General features: G+C 56.7%; 22 protein-coding genes, 1 tRNA gene and 1 pseudogene. 14 read left to right on the top strand and 10 right to left on the bottom strand.

The window, feature by feature from the left end:
* The first annotated feature begins 169 nt into the window (after nucleotides 1-169).
* Nucleotides 170-973 (top strand): 2,5-didehydrogluconate reductase DkgB, encoded by an 804-nt coding sequence (gene dkgB, locus HA48_RS08910; RefSeq protein ID WP_128600704.1) that lies wholly within the window; start codon nucleotides 170-172, stop codon nucleotides 971-973.
* 8 nt (nucleotides 974-981) lie between these two features.
* On the opposite strand, the gene yafC is transcribed toward dkgB, so the two are convergent.
* Nucleotides 982-1,890 (bottom strand): DNA-binding transcriptional regulator YafC, encoded by a 909-nt coding sequence (gene yafC / locus HA48_RS08905; RefSeq protein WP_128600703.1) that lies wholly within the window; start codon nucleotides 1,888-1,890, stop codon nucleotides 982-984.
* Nucleotides 1,891-1,990: 100 nt separating this feature from the next.
* Between yafC and HA48_RS08900 the strand changes: the two genes are divergently transcribed.
* Complete coding sequence (locus tag HA48_RS08900) at nucleotides 1,991-3,169, top strand: MFS transporter (RefSeq protein ID WP_128600702.1); 1,179 nt, start codon at nucleotides 1,991-1,993, stop codon at nucleotides 3,167-3,169.
* A 148-nt stretch (nucleotides 3,170-3,317) separates the two neighbouring features.
* Nucleotides 3,318-4,115 carry an endonuclease/exonuclease/phosphatase family protein gene (locus HA48_RS08895; RefSeq protein WP_128600701.1) on the top strand — a complete coding sequence of 266 codons (798 nt, stop codon included), beginning with the start codon at nucleotides 3,318-3,320 and terminating at the stop codon, nucleotides 4,113-4,115.
* Between the two features lie 7 nt (nucleotides 4,116-4,122).
* On the opposite strand, the gene HA48_RS08890 is transcribed toward HA48_RS08895, so the two are convergent.
* From HA48_RS08890 to gloB, 3 genes are all read right to left on the bottom strand, one after another.
* On the bottom strand, nucleotides 4,123-4,305 hold the full coding sequence (locus HA48_RS08890; RefSeq protein WP_128600700.1) for a cyclase family protein: 183 nt from the start codon (nucleotides 4,303-4,305) through the stop codon (nucleotides 4,123-4,125).
* Between the two features lie 100 nt (nucleotides 4,306-4,405).
* Entirely contained in the window at nucleotides 4,406-5,785 is a 1,380-nt protein-coding gene (mltD, locus tag HA48_RS08885) for a murein transglycosylase D (protein ID WP_128600699.1), read from the bottom strand.
* Between the two features lie 71 nt (nucleotides 5,786-5,856).
* Complete coding sequence (gloB, locus tag HA48_RS08880; RefSeq protein WP_128600698.1) at nucleotides 5,857-6,612, bottom strand: hydroxyacylglutathione hydrolase; 756 nt, start codon at nucleotides 6,610-6,612, stop codon at nucleotides 5,857-5,859.
* A 40-nt stretch (nucleotides 6,613-6,652) separates the two neighbouring features.
* On the opposite strand from gloB, the gene HA48_RS08875 reads away from it, so the two are divergent.
* The gene (locus tag HA48_RS08875) at nucleotides 6,653-7,387 is read left to right on the top strand and encodes a class I SAM-dependent methyltransferase (protein ID WP_128600697.1); all 735 of its coding nucleotides are present in this window, start codon (nucleotides 6,653-6,655) and stop codon (nucleotides 7,385-7,387) included.
* Here HA48_RS08875 and rnhA read toward each other — a convergent pair.
* Nucleotides 7,372-7,939 (bottom strand): annotated as a pseudogene (gene rnhA, locus HA48_RS08870) (ribonuclease HI). The gene HA48_RS08875 and the pseudogene rnhA sit on opposite strands and share 16 nt — an antisense overlap.
* Between rnhA and dnaQ the strand changes: the two are divergent.
* Complete coding sequence (dnaQ, locus tag HA48_RS08865) at nucleotides 7,893-8,624, top strand: DNA polymerase III subunit epsilon (protein ID WP_128600695.1); 732 nt, start codon at nucleotides 7,893-7,895, stop codon at nucleotides 8,622-8,624. The pseudogene rnhA and the gene dnaQ overlap by 47 nt on opposite strands.
* A gap of 134 nt (nucleotides 8,625-8,758) precedes the next feature.
* Nucleotides 8,759-8,835: transfer RNA gene (locus HA48_RS08860), tRNA-Asp, on the top strand.
* A gap of 46 nt (nucleotides 8,836-8,881) precedes the next feature.
* Here HA48_RS08860 and HA48_RS08855 read toward each other — a convergent pair.
* Nucleotides 8,882-10,357 carry an NCS1 family nucleobase:cation symporter-1 gene (locus tag HA48_RS08855; protein ID WP_128600694.1) on the bottom strand — a complete coding sequence of 492 codons (1,476 nt, stop codon included), beginning with the start codon at nucleotides 10,355-10,357 and terminating at the stop codon, nucleotides 8,882-8,884.
* Between the two features lie 143 nt (nucleotides 10,358-10,500).
* Between HA48_RS08855 and HA48_RS08850 the strand changes: the two genes are divergently transcribed.
* The 3 genes from HA48_RS08850 to puuE are packed head-to-tail and all read left to right on the top strand — an operon-like array spanning nucleotide 10,501 to nucleotide 12,946.
* On the top strand, nucleotides 10,501-11,223 hold the full coding sequence (locus HA48_RS08850) for a GntR family transcriptional regulator (protein ID WP_128600693.1): 723 nt from the start codon (nucleotides 10,501-10,503) through the stop codon (nucleotides 11,221-11,223).
* Nucleotides 11,220-11,951 (top strand): allantoin racemase, encoded by a 732-nt coding sequence (gene hpxA / locus HA48_RS08845; protein ID WP_128600692.1) that lies wholly within the window; start codon nucleotides 11,220-11,222, stop codon nucleotides 11,949-11,951. The genes HA48_RS08850 and hpxA overlap by 4 nt, the downstream gene beginning before the upstream one ends.
* 35 nt (nucleotides 11,952-11,986) lie before the next feature.
* Nucleotides 11,987-12,946, top strand: coding sequence for an allantoinase PuuE (puuE, locus tag HA48_RS08840; RefSeq protein ID WP_128600691.1), 960 nt, complete (start codon nucleotides 11,987-11,989; stop codon nucleotides 12,944-12,946).
* Between the two features lie 62 nt (nucleotides 12,947-13,008).
* Here puuE and hpxZ read toward each other — a convergent pair whose 3' ends face one another.
* From hpxZ to HA48_RS08820, 4 genes are read right to left on the bottom strand one after another with little or no spacing between them, the layout of a single operon-like run.
* A complete protein-coding gene (gene hpxZ / locus HA48_RS08835) occupies nucleotides 13,009-13,392 on the bottom strand; it encodes an oxalurate catabolism protein HpxZ (protein ID WP_128600690.1) in 384 nt (127 codons plus the stop codon).
* Complete coding sequence (locus HA48_RS08830; protein WP_128600689.1) at nucleotides 13,382-14,791, bottom strand: AtzE family amidohydrolase; 1,410 nt, start codon at nucleotides 14,789-14,791, stop codon at nucleotides 13,382-13,384. The genes hpxZ and HA48_RS08830 overlap by 11 nt, the downstream gene beginning before the upstream one ends.
* On the bottom strand, nucleotides 14,788-14,973 hold the full coding sequence (hpxX, locus tag HA48_RS08825) for an oxalurate catabolism protein HpxX (protein ID WP_128600688.1): 186 nt from the start codon (nucleotides 14,971-14,973) through the stop codon (nucleotides 14,788-14,790). The genes HA48_RS08830 and hpxX overlap by 4 nt, the downstream gene beginning before the upstream one ends.
* Nucleotides 14,974-14,984: 11 nt before the next feature.
* On the bottom strand, nucleotides 14,985-16,571 hold the full coding sequence (locus HA48_RS08820) for a gamma-glutamyltransferase family protein (RefSeq protein ID WP_128600687.1): 1,587 nt from the start codon (nucleotides 16,569-16,571) through the stop codon (nucleotides 14,985-14,987).
* Nucleotides 16,572-16,780: 209 nt separating this feature from the next.
* Here HA48_RS08820 and hpxU point away from each other — a divergent pair, with 209 nt between their 5' ends.
* The 5 genes from hpxU to HA48_RS08795 all read left to right on the top strand — a co-directional run bounded on the left by hpxU (nucleotide 16,781) and on the right by HA48_RS08795 (nucleotide 20,633).
* Nucleotides 16,781-17,620 (top strand): MurR/RpiR family transcriptional regulator HpxU, encoded by an 840-nt coding sequence (hpxU, locus tag HA48_RS08815; protein ID WP_128600686.1) that lies wholly within the window; start codon nucleotides 16,781-16,783, stop codon nucleotides 17,618-17,620.
* A 193-nt stretch (nucleotides 17,621-17,813) separates the two neighbouring features.
* Nucleotides 17,814-18,599 carry a transporter substrate-binding domain-containing protein gene (locus HA48_RS08810; protein ID WP_128600685.1) on the top strand — a complete coding sequence of 262 codons (786 nt, stop codon included), beginning with the start codon at nucleotides 17,814-17,816 and terminating at the stop codon, nucleotides 18,597-18,599.
* Nucleotides 18,600-19,268 carry an amino acid ABC transporter permease gene (locus HA48_RS08805; protein ID WP_128600684.1) on the top strand — a complete coding sequence of 223 codons (669 nt, stop codon included), beginning with the start codon at nucleotides 18,600-18,602 and terminating at the stop codon, nucleotides 19,266-19,268.
* Nucleotides 19,265-19,921: an amino acid ABC transporter permease gene (locus tag HA48_RS08800; protein WP_128600683.1), complete on the top strand. Its 657-nt coding sequence runs from the start codon at nucleotides 19,265-19,267 to the stop codon at nucleotides 19,919-19,921. The genes HA48_RS08805 and HA48_RS08800 overlap by 4 nt, the downstream gene beginning before the upstream one ends.
* Nucleotides 19,902-20,633 carry an amino acid ABC transporter ATP-binding protein gene (locus HA48_RS08795; protein WP_128600682.1) on the top strand — a complete coding sequence of 244 codons (732 nt, stop codon included), beginning with the start codon at nucleotides 19,902-19,904 and terminating at the stop codon, nucleotides 20,631-20,633. The genes HA48_RS08800 and HA48_RS08795 overlap by 20 nt, the downstream gene beginning before the upstream one ends.
* Nucleotides 20,634-20,642: the final 9 nt, after the last annotated feature.

Below are 20,642 nucleotides of genomic sequence, written 5' to 3'. Positions count from 1 at the left end.
CTTAATTGATAAGCCCTGACTGCAAAGTCAGGGCTTTTTCATATCTGCAATTTAAGCTCTATTGTTGATTAAAAAGCAAAATTCTTCTGCTTATAAGCGGATTTTTCGGCAACAATAATCCTGTCACACTGCACCTCATCGCAACATTAAACGATATGATGAGGAACACATGACAATCCCCGCTTTTGGTTTAGGTACGTTTCGTCTGCAGGACGATGTCGTTATTCACTCAGTAAAAACAGCACTGAAGCTGGGTTATCGCACCGTCGATACCGCGCAAATTTATGGCAATGAAGCGGCAGTAGGTCAGGCGATCGCTGAAAGCGGTATCGCCCGCACTGAGCTTTTCATAACCACAAAGATCTGGGTTGAAAACCTTTCTGCTGACAAGCTGATCCCAAGCCTTAAAGATAGCCTGAAGAAATTGCGTACCGAGTACGTTGATCTAACCCTGATTCACTGGCCTTCCCCGGGTGCTGCGGTATCGGTTAAAGAGAGTATGCAGGCTCTGCTGGCGGCAAAAGAGGCGGGTCTGACACGCCAAATCGGGATTTCTAATTTCCCGATTGCGCTGATGAAAGAAGCTATCGAAGCAGTTGGCGTAGAAAATATTGCGACCAACCAGATTGAACTGCATCCTTTCCTGCAGAACCGTCAGGTTGTCGCGTTCGCGAAAGAGCAGGGCATGCATATTACCTCGTACATGACGCTGGCTTATGGCGAAGCGCTCAAGGATGAAGTGATCAAACGTATCGCCCACAAGCATCAGGCAACCGCTGCTCAGATCGTTTTAGCCTGGGCAATGCAATCAGGTTATGCGGTTATCCCATCTTCGACGAAACGCGATAACCTCGCCAGCAACATGACGGCCATTAATCTGAAACTTGATGCAGATGATATGGCGCAGATCGCGGCGTTGGATCGCCAGCAGCGTCTGGTGAGCCCGGATGGGCTGGCACCCGCCTGGGATTAATATCCTGCTCAGCCCTGCACTCGCCAGGGCTGATCTTTTACCCATTCGCTTAGAAAATCGATAAATGCCCGCACGCGCTGGCTCACGCCTAAATCACTGTAATAGACTGCGTTAAAAGGCATCTCCACCAACATACGCCGCTCTGCCAACACCTCAACAAATGTGCCCTGCGCAATCTCTGCATCGACCATATAATCCGACAAACACGCAATTCCCTGATCGTTAAGACACAGCATTTTAATTGTTTCGCCACTATTGGATGCCATGCCAGATTTGATCTCGTAAAGATCGCGGCCATTATCGGAAACGGGCCAACGATTCAGTCGCAGTGGTTCTACAAATCCCAGGCACTCATGTCGTGCCAGATCCGCCACGGTGGCAGGTACGCCATATTTGGCCAGATAGGCCGGCGTAGCGACCAGCTTGCGGTAGCTGATAAAGAGCAATCGGGCACGCAGAGTAGAGTCAGTCAGGTTGCCGGCGCGGATCGCCACATCCACTTTACGATCGATCAAATTGATAAAGCTCTCCGATGAGATCAGCGAGAGCCTGACTTCAGGGTAACGCTCACGGAACGGCTTGATCATCGGCATGAGCAAGTTGAGGATAACCGGTGTAGCAGCATCAACCCGTAATTCTCCCTGCGGCGTTTGCTGACGTTCTAACAGCTCATTCTCAGCAGTAGACATCTCCTGCATCAGTTTCTGTACGCGGCGGAAATAGTGTTCACCTTCAAGCGTCAGCGCTAACTGCCGCGTGGTTCGCGTCAGTAGGGTGACGCTCAGCTTATTCTCCAGCTTCTTTACCATGCGGCTTACTGCTGAATTGGCCATCTGTAGCTGGTCAGCTGCACGGCTAAAGCTGCCGCTCTCAACAACGGCAATAAACACTTTTAATTCGTCAGACGACGCCTTCATTATGCCTCCAAGGGCAAAAGTCTATTGCCACTTTGCACCTTTTCGTTATTAAACCACGAAGTAATAATGACGCCCATCAAAACCTCTTTGGGAGTCAATCATGCCACTTGCACTCTGGGCGCTCACTATCAGCGCCTTCGCTATCGGAACAACTGAATTTGTTATCGTCGGGCTCATTCCAACCATCGCTGAACAGCTCAGCATTACATTACCCTCTGCTGGAATGCTGGTCTCAATCTATGCGCTTGGCGTAGCCGTTGGCGCACCTGTACTGACAGCGCTAACCGGCAAACTGCCACGTAAACAGCTGCTCATGGGATTGATGGCGCTGTTCACCGTCGGGAATCTGGTAGCCTGGCTGGCGCCAAACTATGAGACGCTGATTATTGCACGTCTGCTCACCGGCCTGGCGCACGGTGTGTTCTTCTCTGTTGGTTCCACCATCGCGACCAGCCTGGTAAGCAAAGAGAGAGCCGCCAGTGCCATAGCCATTATGTTTGGCGGACTCACCGTCGCGCTGGTAACAGGCGTTCCGCTGGGCACCCTGATCGGTCAGCATATCGGCTGGCGTGAGAGCTTCCTTGCTGTCTCTTTATTGGGGATCATTGCGTTGATTGCCAGCATGATTCTGGTGCCGCGCAATATTGCTCAGCCTCCGGTAACCACCCTGTCGCAACAGGTGAGCGTGATGATTAATCCGCGTCTGTTACTGATTTATGCCATTACTGCGCTGGGCTATGGTGGCGTGTTCACCGCCTTTACCTTCCTTGCGCCGATGATGCAGACGCTGGCTGGCTTTTCGCCTTCAGCAGTGAGCGCCATTCTGCTTGGTTATGGCATCTCAGTCGCGATTGGTAATATCTGGGGCGGCAAACTGGCCGACCGTCGTGGCGCGGTCGCAGCACTGACGCTGATTTTCACTGCGCTGGCACTGCTGTTACTGGTATTCCAGTTCACCGCCAGTATGCACTATCTGGCGCTGGCGACGGTGCTGGTTATGGGGATCTTCGCCTTCGCTAACGTGCCGGGTTTGCAGGTGTATGTGGTACAGAAAGCCGAACACTACGCACCGGGCGCGGTTGATGTGGCTTCCGGCCTGAACATTGCCGCTTTTAACATAGGCATTGCGCTGGGCTCAACCATCGGCGGACACATCATTCAGCACTATGGTCTGGCACAAACGCCATGGGTGGGGGCTGCCATCGTATTGGCCGCGCTGCTGCTGGTTCGACTGAGCGGCAAACTGGATAAACCCCGCACTGCGCTGGTGATGGAATAATACGCACAATAGCCTGCCTGATGGTGGGCTATTGCCGTTACAGGCTGTGAGGCGAATTCCGACAATCAAGAACACGCATTGAAACCCCGCGCTAAAATCCCTATAACAGTCAGGTGAAGTAGCAGTCGTCAATGAGCCAGGCGGGACAGTGCGAAAAAAAACTTATGCAATGCGCTATATAGCAGGTCAGCCTGCGGAACGAATCTTTCCGCCGGGGGCGATGCTGCACCTTGGGCAGGGCTTACCGCCTGGCGCACCGCTGCCCGCAGACCCAACTTTGCGGGTGCTTGTCTGGAACATCTTTAAGCAGCAGCGCGCAGACTGGATGTCTGTACTGCAGGGCTTTGGTAAAGATGCTCATCTGGTGCTATTGCAGGAGGCACAAACCACGCCAGAACTGGTGCAGTTTGCCACCAGTAACTATCTGGCGGCCGATCAGGTGCCGGCATTTGTACTGCCGCAACACCCTTCAGGCGTCATGACGCTGGCCTCCGCTCATCCTGTCTATTGTTGCCCTCTGCGTGAGCGAGAGCCGCTACTGCGGCTGTCAAAATCAGCGCTGGTTACCGCCTATCCTCTGCCGAACGGTGAAATGCTGATGGTAGTAAACATCCATGCGGTGAATTTCAGTCTTGGTGTCGATGTTTACAGTAAACAGCTGGGGCCGATAGGTGAGCAGATTCAGCACCATCGTGGCCCGGTTATTATGGCGGGTGATTTCAACGCCTGGAGCCGCCAGCGCATGAATGCGCTGTACCGTTTTGCCCGGGAGATGTCACTGCGGGAGGTCTCCTTCACGGATGACCATCGCCGCAAAGCTTTTGGTCGTCCGCTGGATTTCATTTTCTATCGCGACATGAAAGTGAGTGAAGCTTCGGTACTGGTCACGCGTGCTTCCGATCACAATCCTCTGCTGGTGGAGTTCAGCCCGTCCACCACGCGCTAATCCTCTGTCAGCGTAATAGCCTGCACCGGTGAAGCCGAGCCGCGCGCAGAGGCAGAGCGATAAAGGTAAAACGCGCCGGCAGCAGATGCAGGTTGATCAGGTTTTCAATGATCATTTTCTCGCTACCCAGCACCGCAAGGTGCACCGGATCGCCTTTGTTACCGAACGCATTTAGTGAAAGTACCGGCATTCAGCACGGATGCAGAAGATCAATGGAGTCGGGGCAGGGATGAAACGTTAAGCCGGAGTCAAAATGAAAAAGGCTGACAAATGTCAGCCTTTTCGACGCATCAGGTATCAGGTGTTGCGCTATTCTTAACAAACAGCGTGAGCTTGTCGCCCGGCTGAATGTCTTTCGCGTCACTGTTCCAGCGCATAACGTCTTTGGTATTTACCCCATGACGTTTAGCGATACTGGCAAAAGAATCACCCTTACGAACACGATAGGTGATGCTGTTGCCGTTATCAGCCAGCTGTGTAGCAGCCACTGCTTTACCGCCTACGCTCAGCGTTTGTCCAATGCGGACAGAGGCGCTACGCAGGTTGTTCTGCTGTTTCAACGCGCTGACGCTGACGCCCAGCTTGCTGGCAATACCGGATAAGGTATCGCCTTTACGCACCTTGTAGCTATTACCGGCCGCACTGGCTTTCGCCATTTCGGTCGGCTGCACGGAAGCAATATCACCGGAAGCCAGTGAATTGCGCAGCTGAGCTACATTGGACTTAGGCACCATAATGTAGTGCGGTCCGTTTGGCGCTGTCGCACCGTGTTTATACCCGGCATTAAACGTCTTCAGCTTGCTGAGCGACATACCGGCCATATCTGCGGCCTGCGTCAGTTCAATCTGCTGTCCCACTTCAACGCGAGCCAGTGCACGGCTCTCGTTCGGCGTTGGCAGCTTGATACCATAACGCTTGTTGTTCTTGAGAATATCACTCAAGGCCAACATTTTAGGTACGTAGATCGTCGTTTCACGTGGCAGCGACAAGTGCCAGAAGTCCGTCGGCTTACCGCGCGCCTTATTCTGTTTCATCGCTTTGAGCACACGCCCTTCACCGCTGTTATAGGCGGCAACGGTCAGTAACCAGTCACCGTCGAACATGCCGTTCAGACGCTGCATCATATCCAGTGCAACTTTGGTCGACGCCACAACATCACGGCGTCCGTCGTACCATTGGTTCTGTTTCAAACCATAGTTTTTGCCCGTCTGCGCAACGATCTGCCAGATGCCAGCGGCATTCGCAGAAGAGGTTGCGTGTGGGTCAAAAGCGCTCTCCACTATGGGTAGCAGTACCAGTTCCATCGGCATTTTACGTTTCTGTATCTGCTCGACAATCCAGTACATGTACGGCTCTGCCCGTAATGTTACATCGTGGAGATAGCTCTTATTTTTTAAGTACTTTGTTTTTTGTTCGCGGATTCGCGGGTTTTCCGGAATCCCCATCTTCAACTCGTCACTAATGTGATTCCAGAGATCAGTGTCTTCTGCGAGGCTTGTTCCATCATCTTGCCAACGCGGCGACAACAAGCGATCTCCGTACTTTCCATTTTCACCTTGACCAGCTGAAGACAGACTCTGTGCATGCTGTACGGGGATATTGGCGTCATTCCGTGATGCCTGACATCCTACCAGCAAGACTGAGGCGAGTAATATCGCTTTAGCCTTCATGTGTGTGTCAATAGTTCGCTTAAAAGACGAGCAACTATACGTGAGGGGCAGACACAACACAACCCGTAAGATCAAAAACGGTCTTTCTTCTCGCGTAGATTTGCAAAAGCTTGCCATAAGGGGGCGGAAGAGACATTAATCCCTAAAGCATTTTGTAAATCAGGGTCTTGCGTGCGGAGAAATAAATTTATTTCACGCTCCAGCGCCAGTTTTGTGGGCAAAGTAATGCGGTTTTCTGCGCGTAAGTCCTTAATTTCCTGATATCTTGCCAAAATTTTGGGATCGTGAGGCAGAATAGCCGCAGCAAACTTCATATTGGATAAAGTATACTCATGCGCACAGCAGATAAGCGTATCGGCAGGTAGCTGATTAAGCTTTTGAAAAGATTCGAACATCTGTTGTGGCGTACCTTCAAACAGTCGTCCGCAACCGCCGGAAAACATCGTATCGCCACAGAAAAGATAAGGCGAACTGAAATATGAGATATGTCCTAAAGTGTGTCCTGGTGTGGCGATGACGCGGAAAGTTAACCCCAGCAGCGTAACGTCATCACCTTCAGCAACGACTTTTTTTGCACCTTTGTTTTGGGTCTCTTCGGGACCGTAAACCTCCAGTTCAGGATAGTGCTTCAGCAGTTCAGCCACCCCGTCAACATGATCATGATGGTGATGCGTCAGCAGAATCGCGACAGGCTGCCAGCGATTCGCCTTGATTTTATCCAGCACCGGCTGAGCTTCGCCCGGATCGACAATCAGGCAGCGCCCCTGTTCATCAGTCAGTGTCCAGATGTAGTTATCCTGCAACGCGGGAATACTGGTAAGATTCATAAACACCTCTCAGGTCGTAGAAAAAGGAAAATGGTAGAGCATGAAGCCAGCGAAAACACGCCAAATCCTGACTGCGCCGCGCTCCTGGAGCGACATGCCCTGGGGCGACTATTTTCGCGACGCGCTCACGCAGCAACTGCAGCCGTACCTCGGTAAGCTGTATGGCTTTCATATGCTTAAAATTGGCAGCCTCAGCGCAGAAATCAATACCAGCCAGTGTGCCATATCGCATCAGGTAAATGTGGGCAATGAAGGCGAAGCGTTACACGTGATAGCCAGCGAGACGCAGTTACCGTTTGAATCAAAGTCCATTGATGCCTGCTTGCTGGCGCATACGCTGGCCTGGAGTCAGGATCCGCACCGCGTACTGCGTGAGGTAGATCGCGTACTTATCGATGATGGCTGGATGATCATCAGCGGTTTTAACCCCTTCAGCCTGTTGGGCATCAGCAAAGGCCTGCCTGGCCTGCATCGGCGTGCGCCATGGAGCAGCCGCATGTTTAGTCAGGTGCGCCTGCTCGACTGGCTCAGCCTGCTCAATTACGAAGTGGTGTACCGTACGCGCTTCCAGGTGGTGCCCTGGCATCGACAGGGTGGGAAGATGATCAGCACGCACCTGCCGGCGCTGGGCTGCCTGAATATCGTGGTGGCGCGTAAACGGACGTTCCCGCTTACGCCGGGTAAAGCAAAAAAATCGCTGAGTCAGGCGCAACTGCGTCCGGCTGTTAACGCAACGCGCCAGTTTCGTGAAGTGAACGATCAGGATTCAACCTGATAGCCGATATCCTCTAGCGAGGGATTGCCAGCGGCACTGCGCGCCAGCTCATCACAGCGCTCATTTTCCGGGTGGCCGGCATGGCCCTTAACCCACTCCCATTTGATCTCATGGGTGCTGAGCGCCGCATCAAGCCGTTGCCACAGGTCAACGTTCTTAACCGGTTTTTTCTCCGCCGTTTTCCAGCCGCGTTTTTTCCAGTTGTGAATCCAGCTGGTAATACCCTGACGCACATACTGGCTATCGGTACTCAGCACCACTTCGCATGGCTGCGTTAACGCTTCAAGCGCCACAATGGCCGCCATTAACTCCATGCGGTTATTGGTAGTGAGGCGGTAACCGGCGCTGAATAATTTTTCATGCTGACGATAGCGGACAATGGCGCCATAACCGCCCGGGCCAGGGTTTCCCAGGCACGATCCATCGGTGAATATTTCTACCTGTTTGCGCATCTCTGGTAGACTTCCTTCTGACAAAACGCCAAGTCTGACATAAAACGAGTCCTATGAGCACTGCAAATAACCGCCAGATCGTCCTTGATACCGAAACCACCGGCATGAACATGATCGGGGTGCATTATGAGGGCCATCGCATCATCGAAATTGGTGCGGTTGAGGTGATCAACCGCCGCCTGACCGGTAATAACTTCCACATGTACCTTAAGCCCGATCGGCTGGTGGATCCGGAAGCGTTCGGCGTGCACGGCATTGCCGATGAGTTCCTTGCGGATAAACCCACCTTTGCGCAGGTCGCCGACGAATTCCTCGACTACATCCGCGGTGCGGAGCTGGTGATTCATAACGCCTCGTTCGATATCGGCTTTATGGATTACGAATTTGGCATGCTACAGCGCGGTATCGGCAAGACGGAGACCTTCTGTCGGGTGACGGATAGCCTGGCGATGGCGCGTAAGATGTTCCCGGGCAAGCGCAACAGCCTTGATGCGTTGTGTAACCGCTATGAGATCGACAACAGCAAGCGTACGCTGCACGGCGCACTGCTCGATGCCGAGATTCTGGCGGAAGTGTTCCTGGCCATGACCGGTGGGCAAACTTCGCTGGCCTTTTCGCTGGAGGGGGAGCAGAACAGCCAGGCGTCCGGCGAACATATCCAGCGCATCACCCGGCCGAGCAGCGGGCTGCGCGTGGTCAGCGCCAGCGAAGATGAGATCGTGGCGCATGAGAGCCGTCTTGATTTGGTGCAGAAGAAGGGCGGCAGCTGCCTGTGGCGCGCCTGAAACCCCTGATTTTGCATATAAAAGCGACGCTGAGCTGAAAAAAGCGGCAAACGCATCATTCTGCGGTAAAAAGCGTTGACGGAGGAGGAGGCTGCCATTAATATGCGCCTCGTTCTCGACGGGGAACAAAGCGCGGAGCGGTAGTTCAGTTGGTTAGAATACCTGCCTGTCACGCAGGGGGTCGCGGGTTCGAGCCCCGTCCGTTCCGCCAATCTCTTTAAAGAAGCCGATGCAGCAATGCATCGGCTTTTTGCTTTTTACTCCTTCTGCACTGCCATCTCAGCCGGGTATGCTGAGATCGGAACTTCACGCTCAGCGCGAGCCAGCCAGCGATAACAGCCCGCGCCTAACGCCACGCCGATAAACCAGCTAAAGTTTGCCACCGCGTGCAGTGAAGGGATGAAGCTTATCACCAGACAAATTCCCACCGAGGGGAGCAGCGCGGCAATCGCTTTGGGGTTAAAACCGCCGCGATACCAGTAGCGGCCCTTTGGCGTATCATCAAACAGGTCGTCCACGTACACTTTGCTACGCTTAATCAGATAGAAATCGGCAATCAGAATGCCAAACAGCGGGCCAATAAAGGAGCCCAGCACATCGAGCGTATAGTGAATCAGCTCTGGCGACTGGAACAGATTCCACGGCGTCAGCAGCACCGAGCCCACTGCCGCTATCATCCCGCCGGTCCGGAAACTGATCTTCTGTGGCGAGCAGTTAGAAAAATCAAACGCGGGCGAGACAAAATTCGCCACGATATTGATGCCGATGGTGGCCGTGATCATGGTAAGCAGGCCAATCGCGACGGCCACGTCATTACCCACCATGCTGACGGTTTCAATGGGATCGGTGATCATGCGGCCAAACAGTGACTGCGTGCCTGATACAATTACCACGGTAACGATAGAGAACAGCAGGAAGTTAAACGGCAGACCCCAGCGGTTACCGCGACGAATTTCACCCATGTTTTTGCCATAGCGCGAGAAGTCACCAAAGTTGAGTAGCGGACCGGAGAAGTAGGAGACCACCAACGCAGTGGCTGTGATCATCTGCCAGGTCTGCTCACCCGTGCTCAGCGGCTTACTGGCGAGCGTAAAGGAGATGCCGTCAAAGCCGGTTTTGTATACAATCCAGCCCGCCAGCGCCACCATCACGACATACACCGCCGGGCCGGCCACGTCGATAAAACGCTTAATGGCATTCATGCCATGCCAGAATACCATCGCCTGCAGCAGCCACATCACGCCAAAACAGCACCAGCCAAGCTGCGAAAGACCCAGCCAGCTACTCTGCGTCATACCCGCTAACGCCGGATAAAACTTCAGCAGCACCAGCATCAGCGCATTGGCCGCCAGATAGGTCTGAATACCGTACCAGGCAAAAGCGATCAAGCCGCGAATTACTGCCGGAATATTGGCCCCGAACACGCCAAAGGCCTGACGTGAGATCACCGCATACGGTACGCCGGCCATCTGGCTCGGCTTCGCCACCAGGTTCGCACACAGCTGTACAATGCAAATGCCCACCAGCAAACACAGTAGCACCTGCCAGCTTGCCAGACCCAGCGTAAAGAAGCTGGCTGCGACTACATACCCGCCCATGCTGTGCACATCCGACATCCAGAAAGAGAAAATGTTGTACCACGACCAGTTTTGATCGCGCGTGGGTGCCAGGTCCTGATTACATAAACGCGGGCTGTAATGCGTGCTGGCAGAGACTTCAGAATGATTTGGCATGAAACCTGCTCCTCTGACTACATGGAAGATAATGTCGTTGTGAAACGGTATTGCAGGAATCAGGCCAGAATTGATTTCTTGTATACAAAAAAATGTTTTCACGTATACGATGTGTAGCAGGCAACTACTTACCGGAGCAGGTAATGAAGAGTGAAACCGGCCAGCAAACCGCGGCCGACCTGAATGATAAAGACGAGCCTATCTACCAGGCGTTGCTGAACGCGATTGTTGAGCATCAGCTGCCGCCCGGCAGCAAACTGCCGGAAGAGGCACTGTCGGAGGTGTTTGGCGTCAGCCGCACCGGCATCCGTAAAGTGCTGCAGCGCCTCGCCGCAGTGCAAATGATCACCCTCTCGCCCAGACGTGGTGCACATGTCGCCACACCGGGCGTGGCGGAAGCGCGCGATATTTTCGCTACGCGCAGCCTGCTGGAGTGCGCCAATCTGCCCGCAGTGCTAACGCATCTGCAGCCGCCGCACCTTGCGGCGCTCAGTCACTTAATTACAGAAGAGCAGCAGGCGCATGCGCAGAATGACGGCGCGGCGGCAATCCGTTTATCTGCGGCCTTTCATATTCAGCTGCAGGCGGTTTCCGGTAATCAGGTGCTGACAGAGATGGTCACGCGCCTGGCGCAGCGCTCTTCACTGGTTATCGCCGCCTGGGGAGCTCCGTGGCAGCGCGGCTGTCGCTGCGATCACCACGATCGGCTGGTGGATCTGCTTCGCCAGAGAGATCTTCCGACACTCACCGCGGCGCTGCAGCACCACTTCGAACATATCGTTGCCAGTCTGCACTTTGAGCGCAGTGGCGAAACCTTGCCTGATTTCACCCGACTGTTTGCCGGGCATAAAGGAGCAGCATCATGAGTCTGATCCAGGTGATCAACCCGAATACCAGCCAGGCGATGACCGAAACCATCGGCGCGGCAGCACGCGCTGTTGCGGCACCCGGCACCGACATCCTTGCGGTATGCCCGTCGCAGGGCGTGCCCTCCATTGAGGGACACTTTGATGAAGCCATTGCCGCAGTGGGCGTGCTGGAGCAGGTAAAGCTGGGTAAGGCACAGGGCGTTAGCGGGCACATTATTGCCTGCTTTGGCGATCCGGGATTACTGGCTGCGCGTGAGCTGGCGAGCGGGCCGGTCATCGGTATTGCTGAAGCGGCGATGCACACGGCCACGCTGGTGGCTACGCGCTTCTCGATTGTTACTACTTTGCCGCGCACGCTGGTCATTGCCCGGCATCTGTTACAGCAGTACGGTTTCACGCACCACTGTGCCGCACTGCACGCTATCGATCTGCCCGTGCTGGCCCTGGAGGATGGCAGCGGCGTAGCGCAGGAAAAAGTGCGTCAGCGCTGTATGCAGGCCAAACGTGAAGATGGCAGCGGGGCGATTGTCCTCGGCTGCGGCGGCATGGCCGCGCTGGCACAGGATTTAACCAAAGAGCTGGGCCTGCCGGTTATCGACGGCGTCAGCGCGGCCGTGAAGATGGTGGAGTCGCTGGTGGCGCTTGGCTTCGGTACCAGCAAACATGGCGATCTGGATTATCCGTTACAAAAACCGCTCAGCGGCGCATTTCAGCACCTAAACTAAGGGCAGGTTGAGGACTGATGACAGGAACTTGCAGAATGAGCGACGTATCTGAAAAGAAAGAGTACAGCTTCAACAAAAACTATCCGCGTGATTTAACGGGTTACGCGGGGCAGCCACCGCATGCCCAATGGCCGGGTAAAGCAAAGGTCGCGGTACAGTTTGTGCTGAATTATGAAGAGGGCGCAGAAAGCAGCGTGCTACACGGCGATGCCGGTTCCGAGCAGTTTCTCTCGGATATCATCGGTGCAGCAAGCTATGCCGACCGGCATATGTCGATGGAGTCCCTGTATGAGTACGGATCCCGTGCCGGTTTCTGGCGCATCCATCAGGAGTTTCAGCAGCGCGGCCTGCCGCTGACGGTGTTTGGCGTGGCGATGGCGCTGGCGCGTCATCCGCCTATCGTTGAGGCGATCAAGGCCGCAGACTATGACGTAGTCAGCCATGGCTGGCGCTGGCTTCACTACCAGGGCGTGGATGCCAAAACGGAGCGCCAGCATATGCAGCAGGCGGTGGACGTGCTTACCGATCTCTTTGGCAAAGCACCCACCGGCTGGTACACCGGCCGCGACAGTCCCAATACGCGGCGGTTAGTGGTAGAGCAGGGCGGCTTCAGCTATGACAGCGACTACTACGGTGATGATCTCCCCTTCTGGACGCAGGTCACCTGTCAGGACGGCACGGTAAAACCGCATCTCATCATTCCCTACACGCTGGAGTGCAACGATATGCGCTTCGCAACGCCGCAGGGGTTCAACACCGCGGAGCAGTTCTTCACCTATCTGCGCGATACGTTCGACGTGCTGTATGCCGAGGGTGATACCGCGCCGAAGATGATGTCGGTGGGGATGCACTGTCGTCTGCTGGGACGGCCGGGCAAGTTCCGCGCGCTGCAGCGTTTTCTCGATCACCTTCAGCAGTACGATGATGTGTGGGTTTGTACGCGGCAGCAGATTGCCGATCACTGGATTAAGACGCACCCCGCGCCAGAGGTGTAAGGGGCGGGTGTGAACCCGACCCCGTCAGGATAAGAGTAACGCCGCAGACAGGTTGAGCAGCTTTATGTCATCAAACTCACCTGCGCGGCGACAATCCGCCAGCCGCACGGCAACCTCACCCAGGTCTGCTGCTGGCGTCCGATTTTCTCTACGCCTTCGCGCGTAAACTCGGTGCTGCATACGGCGTAATCCTCGCCAAAGGTGGTTATCACCGTATTGCGTAGCGCACGTGCCAGCCCGTGCGACGGGCGCGCGGCGCGAAATGCGCGAATCGCCTCAATGCCATATAAATTTTCACCCGCACCAAGACGCACAGTGCGCGTATCGTGCCAGAACAGCGCATCCAGCGTGTCCACGTCATTACTCACCAGCGCCTGCTCATAACGGTAAAAAGCGGCGGTCACTTCAGCCACGACTGCAGGGCGATCAATCTGTTCAGGTGTCATCTCGGGCATCCGATAAAGTAGGTTGTGGCAGAGTCAGCCTCTGCTGTTGCAGAGCCCAGGCGGCACGCAGGGCCAGGTGCTCCTTAAATGGCGCGGCGATCAACTGCGCGCCGACAGGCAGACCGCTCGTCGTCAGCAATGGCACCGTACACACCGGTAAACCAAGGAACGATATCGGCTGGGTCAGCATGCCCATCGAGGCGCGCGTCGGCAGATCCTGCCCGTTAATGTGTATCGTCTCCTGACCTATCGTCGTGGCAGTACAGGGCGTGGCCGGAGCAATCAGAATGTCAAAGCGATCAAACAGCGGCAGCACCTGCTGTTGAAAGTAACGGCGGAAGCGCTGCGCCTGCAGATACCACGCGGAAGGGAGCATCGCCCCTGCAAGCAGACGCTCACGCGAATGGGGTTCAAACAGCTGCGGCGTGCGGCGCAGGGCGGGAAGATAGTGATTGCCACCCTCTGCGGCAGTCATGATAAACGCCGCTGAACGCGCCAGTTCTGCCTCGGGCAGCGTCACTTCTTCGATGGCGTTGAGCGCCTGCGCCACCGTGGCCACAACGGTTCGCACTTCATCGGTGCACCAGCGGGAGAAGAAGCCGCCAAGCTGCCCGCAGCGCAGACCTTCAGCGCCCTGAACCAGGGTCGTGCGGGCGGGCTGTACCGGCTGCTGCGCCTGGAACGCATCCTGCGCATCGGCACCCTGTAGCGCATCGTATACCAGCGTTAAGTCGTCGACCGAGCGGGCCAGCGGGCCGATATGATCGAGGCTGGCGACAAACGGATGGCTGCCGCTGCGTGACAGGCGGCCAAAGGTGGGTTTCAGGCCAAAAATACCGCACAGCGAGGCGGGTACGCGGATTGAACCATTGGTATCGGTGCCCAGTGAGAAGTGCACCAGGCCCGCCGCCACCGCAGCGGCCGATCCCCCAGATGATCCCCCCGCCACGCGGGTCAGGTCATGCGGGTTACGCGTTGCGCCAAAATGGGTGTTTTCCGTGGTAAAGCCGTAAGCGTAGGCATCCATATTCAGCATGCCGGTAAGCAGGGCACCTGCGCGACGCAGTCTGTTTACTGCCCACGCATCCTCTGCGGCGGGCGTGCGCGTACTGAAGAGTTGCGCGCCCGCTAACGTACTGTGCCCGGCAACATCGAACAGATTTTTCACCGCATAGGGAATGCCCGCCAGCGCGGGCAGGGTTTCGCCGCGCTGCCGCTGCACGTCAATCTGCTCTGCCTCCTGCAGCATGCGTTGAGCGGTGATCTCCGTCCAGGCATTGATGGCCGGGTTGTGTTGTGCAATAGCCTGCAGCGTCTGTTGCGCGACGTCACGTGCGCTGATCTCACCCCGGGCGAGTGCCTGTTGCAGTTGCGTAATCGATAGGGCGGCCAGCGTCATGGATGAAATACTCCCGCGACTTCCAGCCGATCATCCAGCGGTAGTGCCATCAGGGGTTGCGCCAGGGCGGCAATACGGTTGAACTGTATCTGCAACGCGGCGCGGCGCGTATCGTCCAGCTCCAGCGCCAGAATCTGCTCCATTTGCGCGATATACTGCGCCCAGTCTGGTTGTTCACTCATGATGTTCTCCCTTAAAAACCGGCAGCGCTGCCGTTACTGCGCGGATCGAACGCGCCTTCCAGCATGCCGTTAACGTGTCTGACAATGGCACCTGCGTGACCGACCACTTCGCTGAAGTCGGGCAGCAGCTCAACCTCATGGCCCAGCTGGCGCAGCCGCTCAACCGTTGCCGGCGCAATGCGGGCTTCCAGCTTGAGCGAATCTGAAGATTGCCCCCATGTGCGGCCCAGCAGCCAGCGTGGTGCGCTTACCGCCTGCTGCAACGGCAGGCCCTGAATAACGTGGCGGGTAAAAATTGCCGCCTGCGTTTGCGGCTGGCCGTCACCGCCCATGGAGCCGTATACCAGGGTGCGGCCATCTTTCAGGCGTGCGGCAGCAGGATTCAGGGTGTGGAACGGCTGTTTGCCTGGCGCCAGCGTGAGCAGATGATCCGGTTGCAGGCTGAATGCTGCACCGCGGTTTTGCCAGGTAATACCGGTGCCGGGTAGCACCACGCCGCTGCCAAATTCGTGGTAGATGCTCTGGATAAACGACACCGCAAGGCCACTGCTGTCCATGACGCCCATCCAGACGGTATCGCCCGGCCCGCGTCCGGTTCCCCACGGCGAGGCCTGCTCATCGCTTACCTGCGCGGCCAGCTCGTCAAGGTGAGCGGCATCCAGCAGCGACTGAATATCGATATTCACGTGACGCGGATCGGTGATATGCCGGTCGCGCAGCGCAAAGGCGCGTTTGGTGGCTTCTGCGATGCGGTGCACGGTTTGCGCTTCGTCCGCCTGCGCCATCTGCAGCCGATCGGTGATCCCGAGGATGGCCAGTGAAACCAGCCCCTGCGTGGGGGGCGTCATGTTCCAGATATCGCCTTCGCTGTGTGCCAGATGCAGCGGGGTGCGGCGGCACGCGCGATGCTGCTGTAAATCCTCCAGCGTAACCGGCATACCGAGCAGGTGCATTTCGCGCGCCAGATGGTGTGCCAGCGCGCCGCGATAGAAACTCGCCAGCCCCTGCTCGCTGAGCAGGCTCAGGGTGTGCGCCAGCGCTGGCTGAGTGAAACGGCTGCCGGCAGCGGGCACGTAACCATCGGGCAGAAACGTGGCGGCAAAACCGGGTTGATGCTGTAGCTCCTGCTGTTTAGCCGCAGTGGCCGCGGCCTGGGAGGCGGTGACCGGGATGCCATCGGCGGCATAGCGAATTGCATCGCGCAGCAGACGCGACAGAGGCAGGGGAGCGGCACCCCGTTCGGCCGCCAGCCTGAGCGCCTCCTCCCAGCCGCTCACCGTACCGGCAACCGTCAGCGCGGCTTTTGGACCGCGGTGCGGAATATGGCTCTCCCCGTGATAGAAGTCGCGATGCGCCAGCGCACCGGCAGCCCCGCTGGCATCGATGGCAATCGGGTCGCCGTGCGGCGGCACAATCAGCCAGAATCCGTCGCCGCCTAAGCCATTCATGTGCGGATAGACCACGGCAATAGTGGCAGCCGCAGCCACCATGGCTTCAATCGCGTTGCCCCCTTCGCGCAGCACCGCTAAGGCGCTTTCGCTGGCGAGATGGTGTGGCGTGACGGCCATCCCCATCGGGGCCATGTTGCTCTGAATCATAAGGCACTCTTGGTTAGTTAATGACGTTGCTGGCGATCGCCATGCATGGCCCTGTCCACACCAGCAGGCCACGTGTCTTTCGTAGGGTGCGCATTCATGCGCACCAGGAACCCGACTCACTTAAGCAAGAGCCGTTCCACTTTTTGCGACACGCCACGCGGGGACGATCTGTGCTAGCTTGTGATGAAACAAAAGTTACAGGACCCACCATGAAACAGCTTGATGAACGCCTTCGCAGCCACTATGCGCACCTGTCACCGCAGGAGCAGCGGATCGCCGACTTTGTGTTTGACCACTTCGACGACCTGATCAGTTACAACAGTGCAGAGCTGGCGCGGCTGAGCGGGGTATCGAAGGCGACGGTCAGCCGCCTGTTCAAACGGCTGGGTTATGAGAAATACAAAGACATGCGCGATGAGCTGCGCGTACTGCGTCAGAGCGGCATGCCGCTTACTGATAACCGCGACGCAGTGCAGGGCAACACGCTGTTATCGCGGCACTATAAGCAAGAGATGGCAAACCTGACGCAGTGGGTCAACAGCATTGATGCCCGGCAGTTTGGCGAGGTGATCCAGGCGCTAAGCACCGCCAGACGCATCTTTATCATTGGCATGCGCAATGCCTATCCGGTGGCGCTGCACCTGCGCCAGCAGCTGTTACAGGCGCGGGCACAGGTCCAGGTGCTGCCGCAGCCAGGCCAGACGCTGGGTGAAGAGCTGGTGGATATCACGCCGGAGGATGTTGTGGTCGTCATGGCCTTTCGGCGTCGTCCGCGCCTTATCCGGCCGCTGATGCAGCAGCTACAGCAAAACGGCGTGCCGGTGCTGGCGCTCTGTGAACCTCAGGCGCAGGGCATCATTAGCCTGGCTCGCTGGCAGCTGTGCGCGCCGCTCGACAGCGTCTCTGCCTTCGATAGCTATGCTTCCGCCATGAGCCTGATCAATCTGCTGGCAAACGCCCTTTTACACGAAATGTTGTCGCACGGGCGGCAGCGCATCCACCATATTGCCGATCTCTACCAGCAGCTTGATGAGCTGGAACACCGCTAATGGGCACCATTTTGGTGCTTTGCACCGTTTCTGCGCGCGTGCAATGACCGTGCTTCTTGCGGTTTAAACTCTGTTATTCCCTATTTCTCGCGGTGATTGCCGCGTCGCTTAACCATCGGCCCGGTTGGCACATTAGTTGCAAATCATTCGATCAGGAATCTTTTGTTTCATGTTCAACTCACCGGGGTGCATAATGAAAAAACGTTTACTGGCGCTGGCTGGCGCAGCATTACTGATGGTGCAGATCGGCAGTGCGATGGCCGACCAGCTGCAGGATATTGAAAAGCGCGGTGTGCTGCGCGTGGCCGTACCGCAGGACTTCCCGCCGTTCGGGTCGGTCGGTACCGATCTGCAGCCGCAGGGCTACGATATCGATATGGCGAAGTACCTCGCGCAGCAGATGAAACTGAAGTTGCAACTGGTGCCGGTCTCCAGCGCCAACCGCGTACCTTATCTGCAAACGGATAAAGTTGACCTGGTGATCTCCAGCATGGGCAAAAACGCGGAGCGTGAGAAGGTTATCGATTTCACCCGCGCTTATGCGCCGTTCTTCCTCGGCGTGTTCGGACCGAAAGGGGAACCGCTCAAAGATGCAGCCGCGCTGAAAGGCAAATCGATTGGCGTGACGCGCGGCGCGGTAGAGGACATGGTCCTGAGCGATGTGGCGCCGAAAGAGGCGCAGGTCAAACGGTACGAAGACAACAACACGACGCTGTCGGCATATCTCTCCGGTCAGGTGCAGTATGTGGCGACCGGTAACCTGGTGGTTGCGGCGATAGCCCGGCAGAACGCGGAAAAAGCGCCGGTGCCGCAGTTCATGCTGAAAGATTCACCGTGTTTCATCGGACTGAAAAAGGATGAGCCGGCGCTGAAAGCGCGCGTGAACACACTGATTGAGCAGGGCATCAAAGATGGCACGCTGAATAAGCTGTCTGAAACCTGGCTGAAAGCGCCACTGCCAGCCAGCCTCGGCGCATAAATCATGGCGCAACTTAACTTTGCCGAACTCTGGCCGCACTGGCCAGCCCTGCTGGCAGGACTGTGGATCACGGTTCAGTTGACGGTACTGGCAACGGTGGGTGGCGTCAGTCTCGGGATTCTGGGGGCGGCGCTGCGCAGTGGCCAGTCCGGCTGGGCCAGCCGTCTCTGGGGCGTCTATGTCGAGCTGATTCGTAACACGCCGTTTGTGGTGCAGCTGTTCTTTATCGTATTTGGCTTGCCCAATCTGGGGCTGAAACTCACGGCGGGCGAAGCGGCGCTGCTGGCGATGCTGATCAACCTTGGCGCCTACAGCACGGAGATTATCCGGGCAGGCATTCAGGTGACGCCAAAGGGGCAGTGGGAAGCGGGGCGCGTCTTAGGGCTGACGCGCACGCAGACCTTCCTGCGCGTGGTATTGCCGCCGTCGCTGCAGCGCATCTATCCGGCGCTGGTTAGCCAGTGCATCATCGTGATGCTCGGATCGTCGGTTGTGTCGCAGGTCTCGTACGAAGAGTTAACGTTCGCCGCCAACCTGATTCAGTCACGCACTTTTTTGAGTTTTGAAGTCTATCTGGTGACCACGCTGATCTATCTGGCGTTGTCGATAGCGATGCGACAGCTGCTGCTGGCGCTGGGTCGCAAATGGTTGGGAGCGCAGCCGGCATGACAACATTTACGGACTGGGACATTCTGCGCAACCTGCTGCTGGCAGCGCGCTGGACGCTTTTACTGTCGCTGGTGGCCTTTTTCGGCGGCACGCTGGTAACGCTACCGCTGCTGTTTTTGCGCCTGCTGAAGCGGCGCTGGCCGACGCGACTGGTGCGCGCCTATACCGAACTGTTTCAGGGCACGCCGCTGCTGATGCAACTGTTTCTGGCGTTCTTTGGTGTCGGGCTGTTTGGCATTGACGTCGCACCGTGGACGGCAGCCTCGTTAGCGCTGACGCTCTACACCAGCGCATTTCTGGTCGATATCTGGCACGGCAGCATCCGCGCGTTACCCAAAGGGCAGTGGGAAGCGTCACGCTGTCTGGGGCTGACATTCGGCCAGACGCTGTACCGTGTGGTGGCACCGCAGGCGGTTCGCATCGCTATCGCGCCTACGGTCGGCTTCGCAGTGCAGGTGATCAAAGGGACCGCGCTGGCCTCGATCATCGGTTTTATCGAGCTGACTAAAGCCGGCACCATTCTGAATAACGTCACTTATCAGCCGTTCAAGGTGTTTGGCCTGGTGGCGCTGGGCTACTTCCTGATGTGTTATCCGCTGTCGCGCTACAGCCAGTACCTGGAGAAAAAATTCAATGCCGCTCATCACCATTAATCAGGTCCAGAAGTACTACGGCGATAACCATGTGCTGAAAGGCGTCGATCTGGATATCGATAACGGCGAAGTGATCTCTATTATCGGGCGCAGCGGCTCGGGCAAGAGCACGCTGCTGCGCTGCATGAACGGGCTGGAGGGTTACCAGGAGGGCAGTATTAAACTCGGCGGCATGACCATCACCGACCGCGAATCGCAGGCGCGCGAAATCAGCCGCTCGGTCGGGATGGTATTTCAGAACTTCAACCTGTTCCCGCACATGACGGCGCTGGAAAACGTGATGCTGGCCCCGCGCCGCGTGCTGAAGAAAAGCGAGGCCGAATGCCGCGCGCTGGCCACGCAGATGCTGGAAAAAGTCGGTCTCGGTGAGCGCCTCAACTACGCGCCGGCCAATCTCTCCGGCGGCCAGCAGCAACGCGTGGCAATTGCCCGCGCGCTGGCGATGCAGCCCAAAGTTTTACTCTGCGACGAGATCACCTCCGCGCTCGATCCCGAGCTGGTCGGTGAAGTGCTGAAAGTGCTGGAGCAGCTTGCTGCCGAAGGCATGACGCTGATTCTCGTCACCCATGAAATGAACTTCGCCCGCGACGTGGGCGACCGTGTGGTCTTTATGCATCAGGGGCGCGTATGGGAGCAGGGCGACAGCAAAACGCTGTTTGCTCATCCGCAAACCGCTGAGCTGAAGCAGTTTATCTCGACCGTACGTCTGTAAACGAACAAG

Source organism: Pantoea wallisii, from assembly GCF_002095485.1.
GTDB lineage: Bacteria > Pseudomonadota > Gammaproteobacteria > Enterobacterales > Enterobacteriaceae > Pantoea > Pantoea wallisii.
Note: the sequence above shows the minus strand (reverse complement) of the source record. Positions and strands in the feature narration are given on the sequence as shown.

Bases quoted from the DNA above. Each gene is read 5' to 3' on its own strand.
- dkgB (WP_128600704.1), top strand. From the start codon at position 170: ATGACAATCCCCGCTTTTGGTTTAGGTACGTTTCGTCTGCAGGACGAT.
- yafC (WP_128600703.1), bottom strand. From the start codon at position 1,890: ATGAAGGCGTCGTCTGACGAATTAAAAGTGTTTATTGCCGTTGTTGAG.
- HA48_RS08900 (WP_128600702.1), top strand. From the start codon at position 1,991: ATGCCACTTGCACTCTGGGCGCTCACTATCAGCGCCTTCGCTATCGGA.
- HA48_RS08890 (WP_128600700.1), bottom strand. From the start codon at position 4,305: ATGCCGGTACTTTCACTAAATGCGTTCGGTAACAAAGGCGATCCGGTG.
- mltD (WP_128600699.1), bottom strand. From the start codon at position 5,785: ATGAAGGCTAAAGCGATATTACTCGCCTCAGTCTTGCTGGTAGGATGT.
- gloB (WP_128600698.1), bottom strand. From the start codon at position 6,612: ATGAATCTTACCAGTATTCCCGCGTTGCAGGATAACTACATCTGGACA.
- HA48_RS08875 (WP_128600697.1), top strand. From the start codon at position 6,653: ATGAAGCCAGCGAAAACACGCCAAATCCTGACTGCGCCGCGCTCCTGG.
- dnaQ (WP_128600695.1), top strand. From the start codon at position 7,893: ATGAGCACTGCAAATAACCGCCAGATCGTCCTTGATACCGAAACCACC.
- HA48_RS08855 (WP_128600694.1), bottom strand. From the start codon at position 10,357: ATGCCAAATCATTCTGAAGTCTCTGCCAGCACGCATTACAGCCCGCGT.
- HA48_RS08850 (WP_128600693.1), top strand. From the start codon at position 10,501: ATGAAGAGTGAAACCGGCCAGCAAACCGCGGCCGACCTGAATGATAAA.
- hpxA (WP_128600692.1), top strand. From the start codon at position 11,220: ATGAGTCTGATCCAGGTGATCAACCCGAATACCAGCCAGGCGATGACC.
- puuE (WP_128600691.1), top strand. From the start codon at position 11,987: ATGAGCGACGTATCTGAAAAGAAAGAGTACAGCTTCAACAAAAACTAT.
- hpxZ (WP_128600690.1), bottom strand. From the start codon at position 13,392: ATGACACCTGAACAGATTGATCGCCCTGCAGTCGTGGCTGAAGTGACC.
- HA48_RS08830 (WP_128600689.1), bottom strand. From the start codon at position 14,791: ATGACGCTGGCCGCCCTATCGATTACGCAACTGCAACAGGCACTCGCC.
- hpxX (WP_128600688.1), bottom strand. From the start codon at position 14,973: ATGAGTGAACAACCAGACTGGGCGCAGTATATCGCGCAAATGGAGCAG.
- HA48_RS08820 (WP_128600687.1), bottom strand. From the start codon at position 16,571: ATGATTCAGAGCAACATGGCCCCGATGGGGATGGCCGTCACGCCACAC.
- hpxU (WP_128600686.1), top strand. From the start codon at position 16,781: ATGAAACAGCTTGATGAACGCCTTCGCAGCCACTATGCGCACCTGTCA.
- HA48_RS08810 (WP_128600685.1), top strand. From the start codon at position 17,814: ATGAAAAAACGTTTACTGGCGCTGGCTGGCGCAGCATTACTGATGGTG.
- HA48_RS08800 (WP_128600683.1), top strand. From the start codon at position 19,265: ATGACAACATTTACGGACTGGGACATTCTGCGCAACCTGCTGCTGGCA.
- HA48_RS08795 (WP_128600682.1), top strand. From the start codon at position 19,902: ATGCCGCTCATCACCATTAATCAGGTCCAGAAGTACTACGGCGATAAC.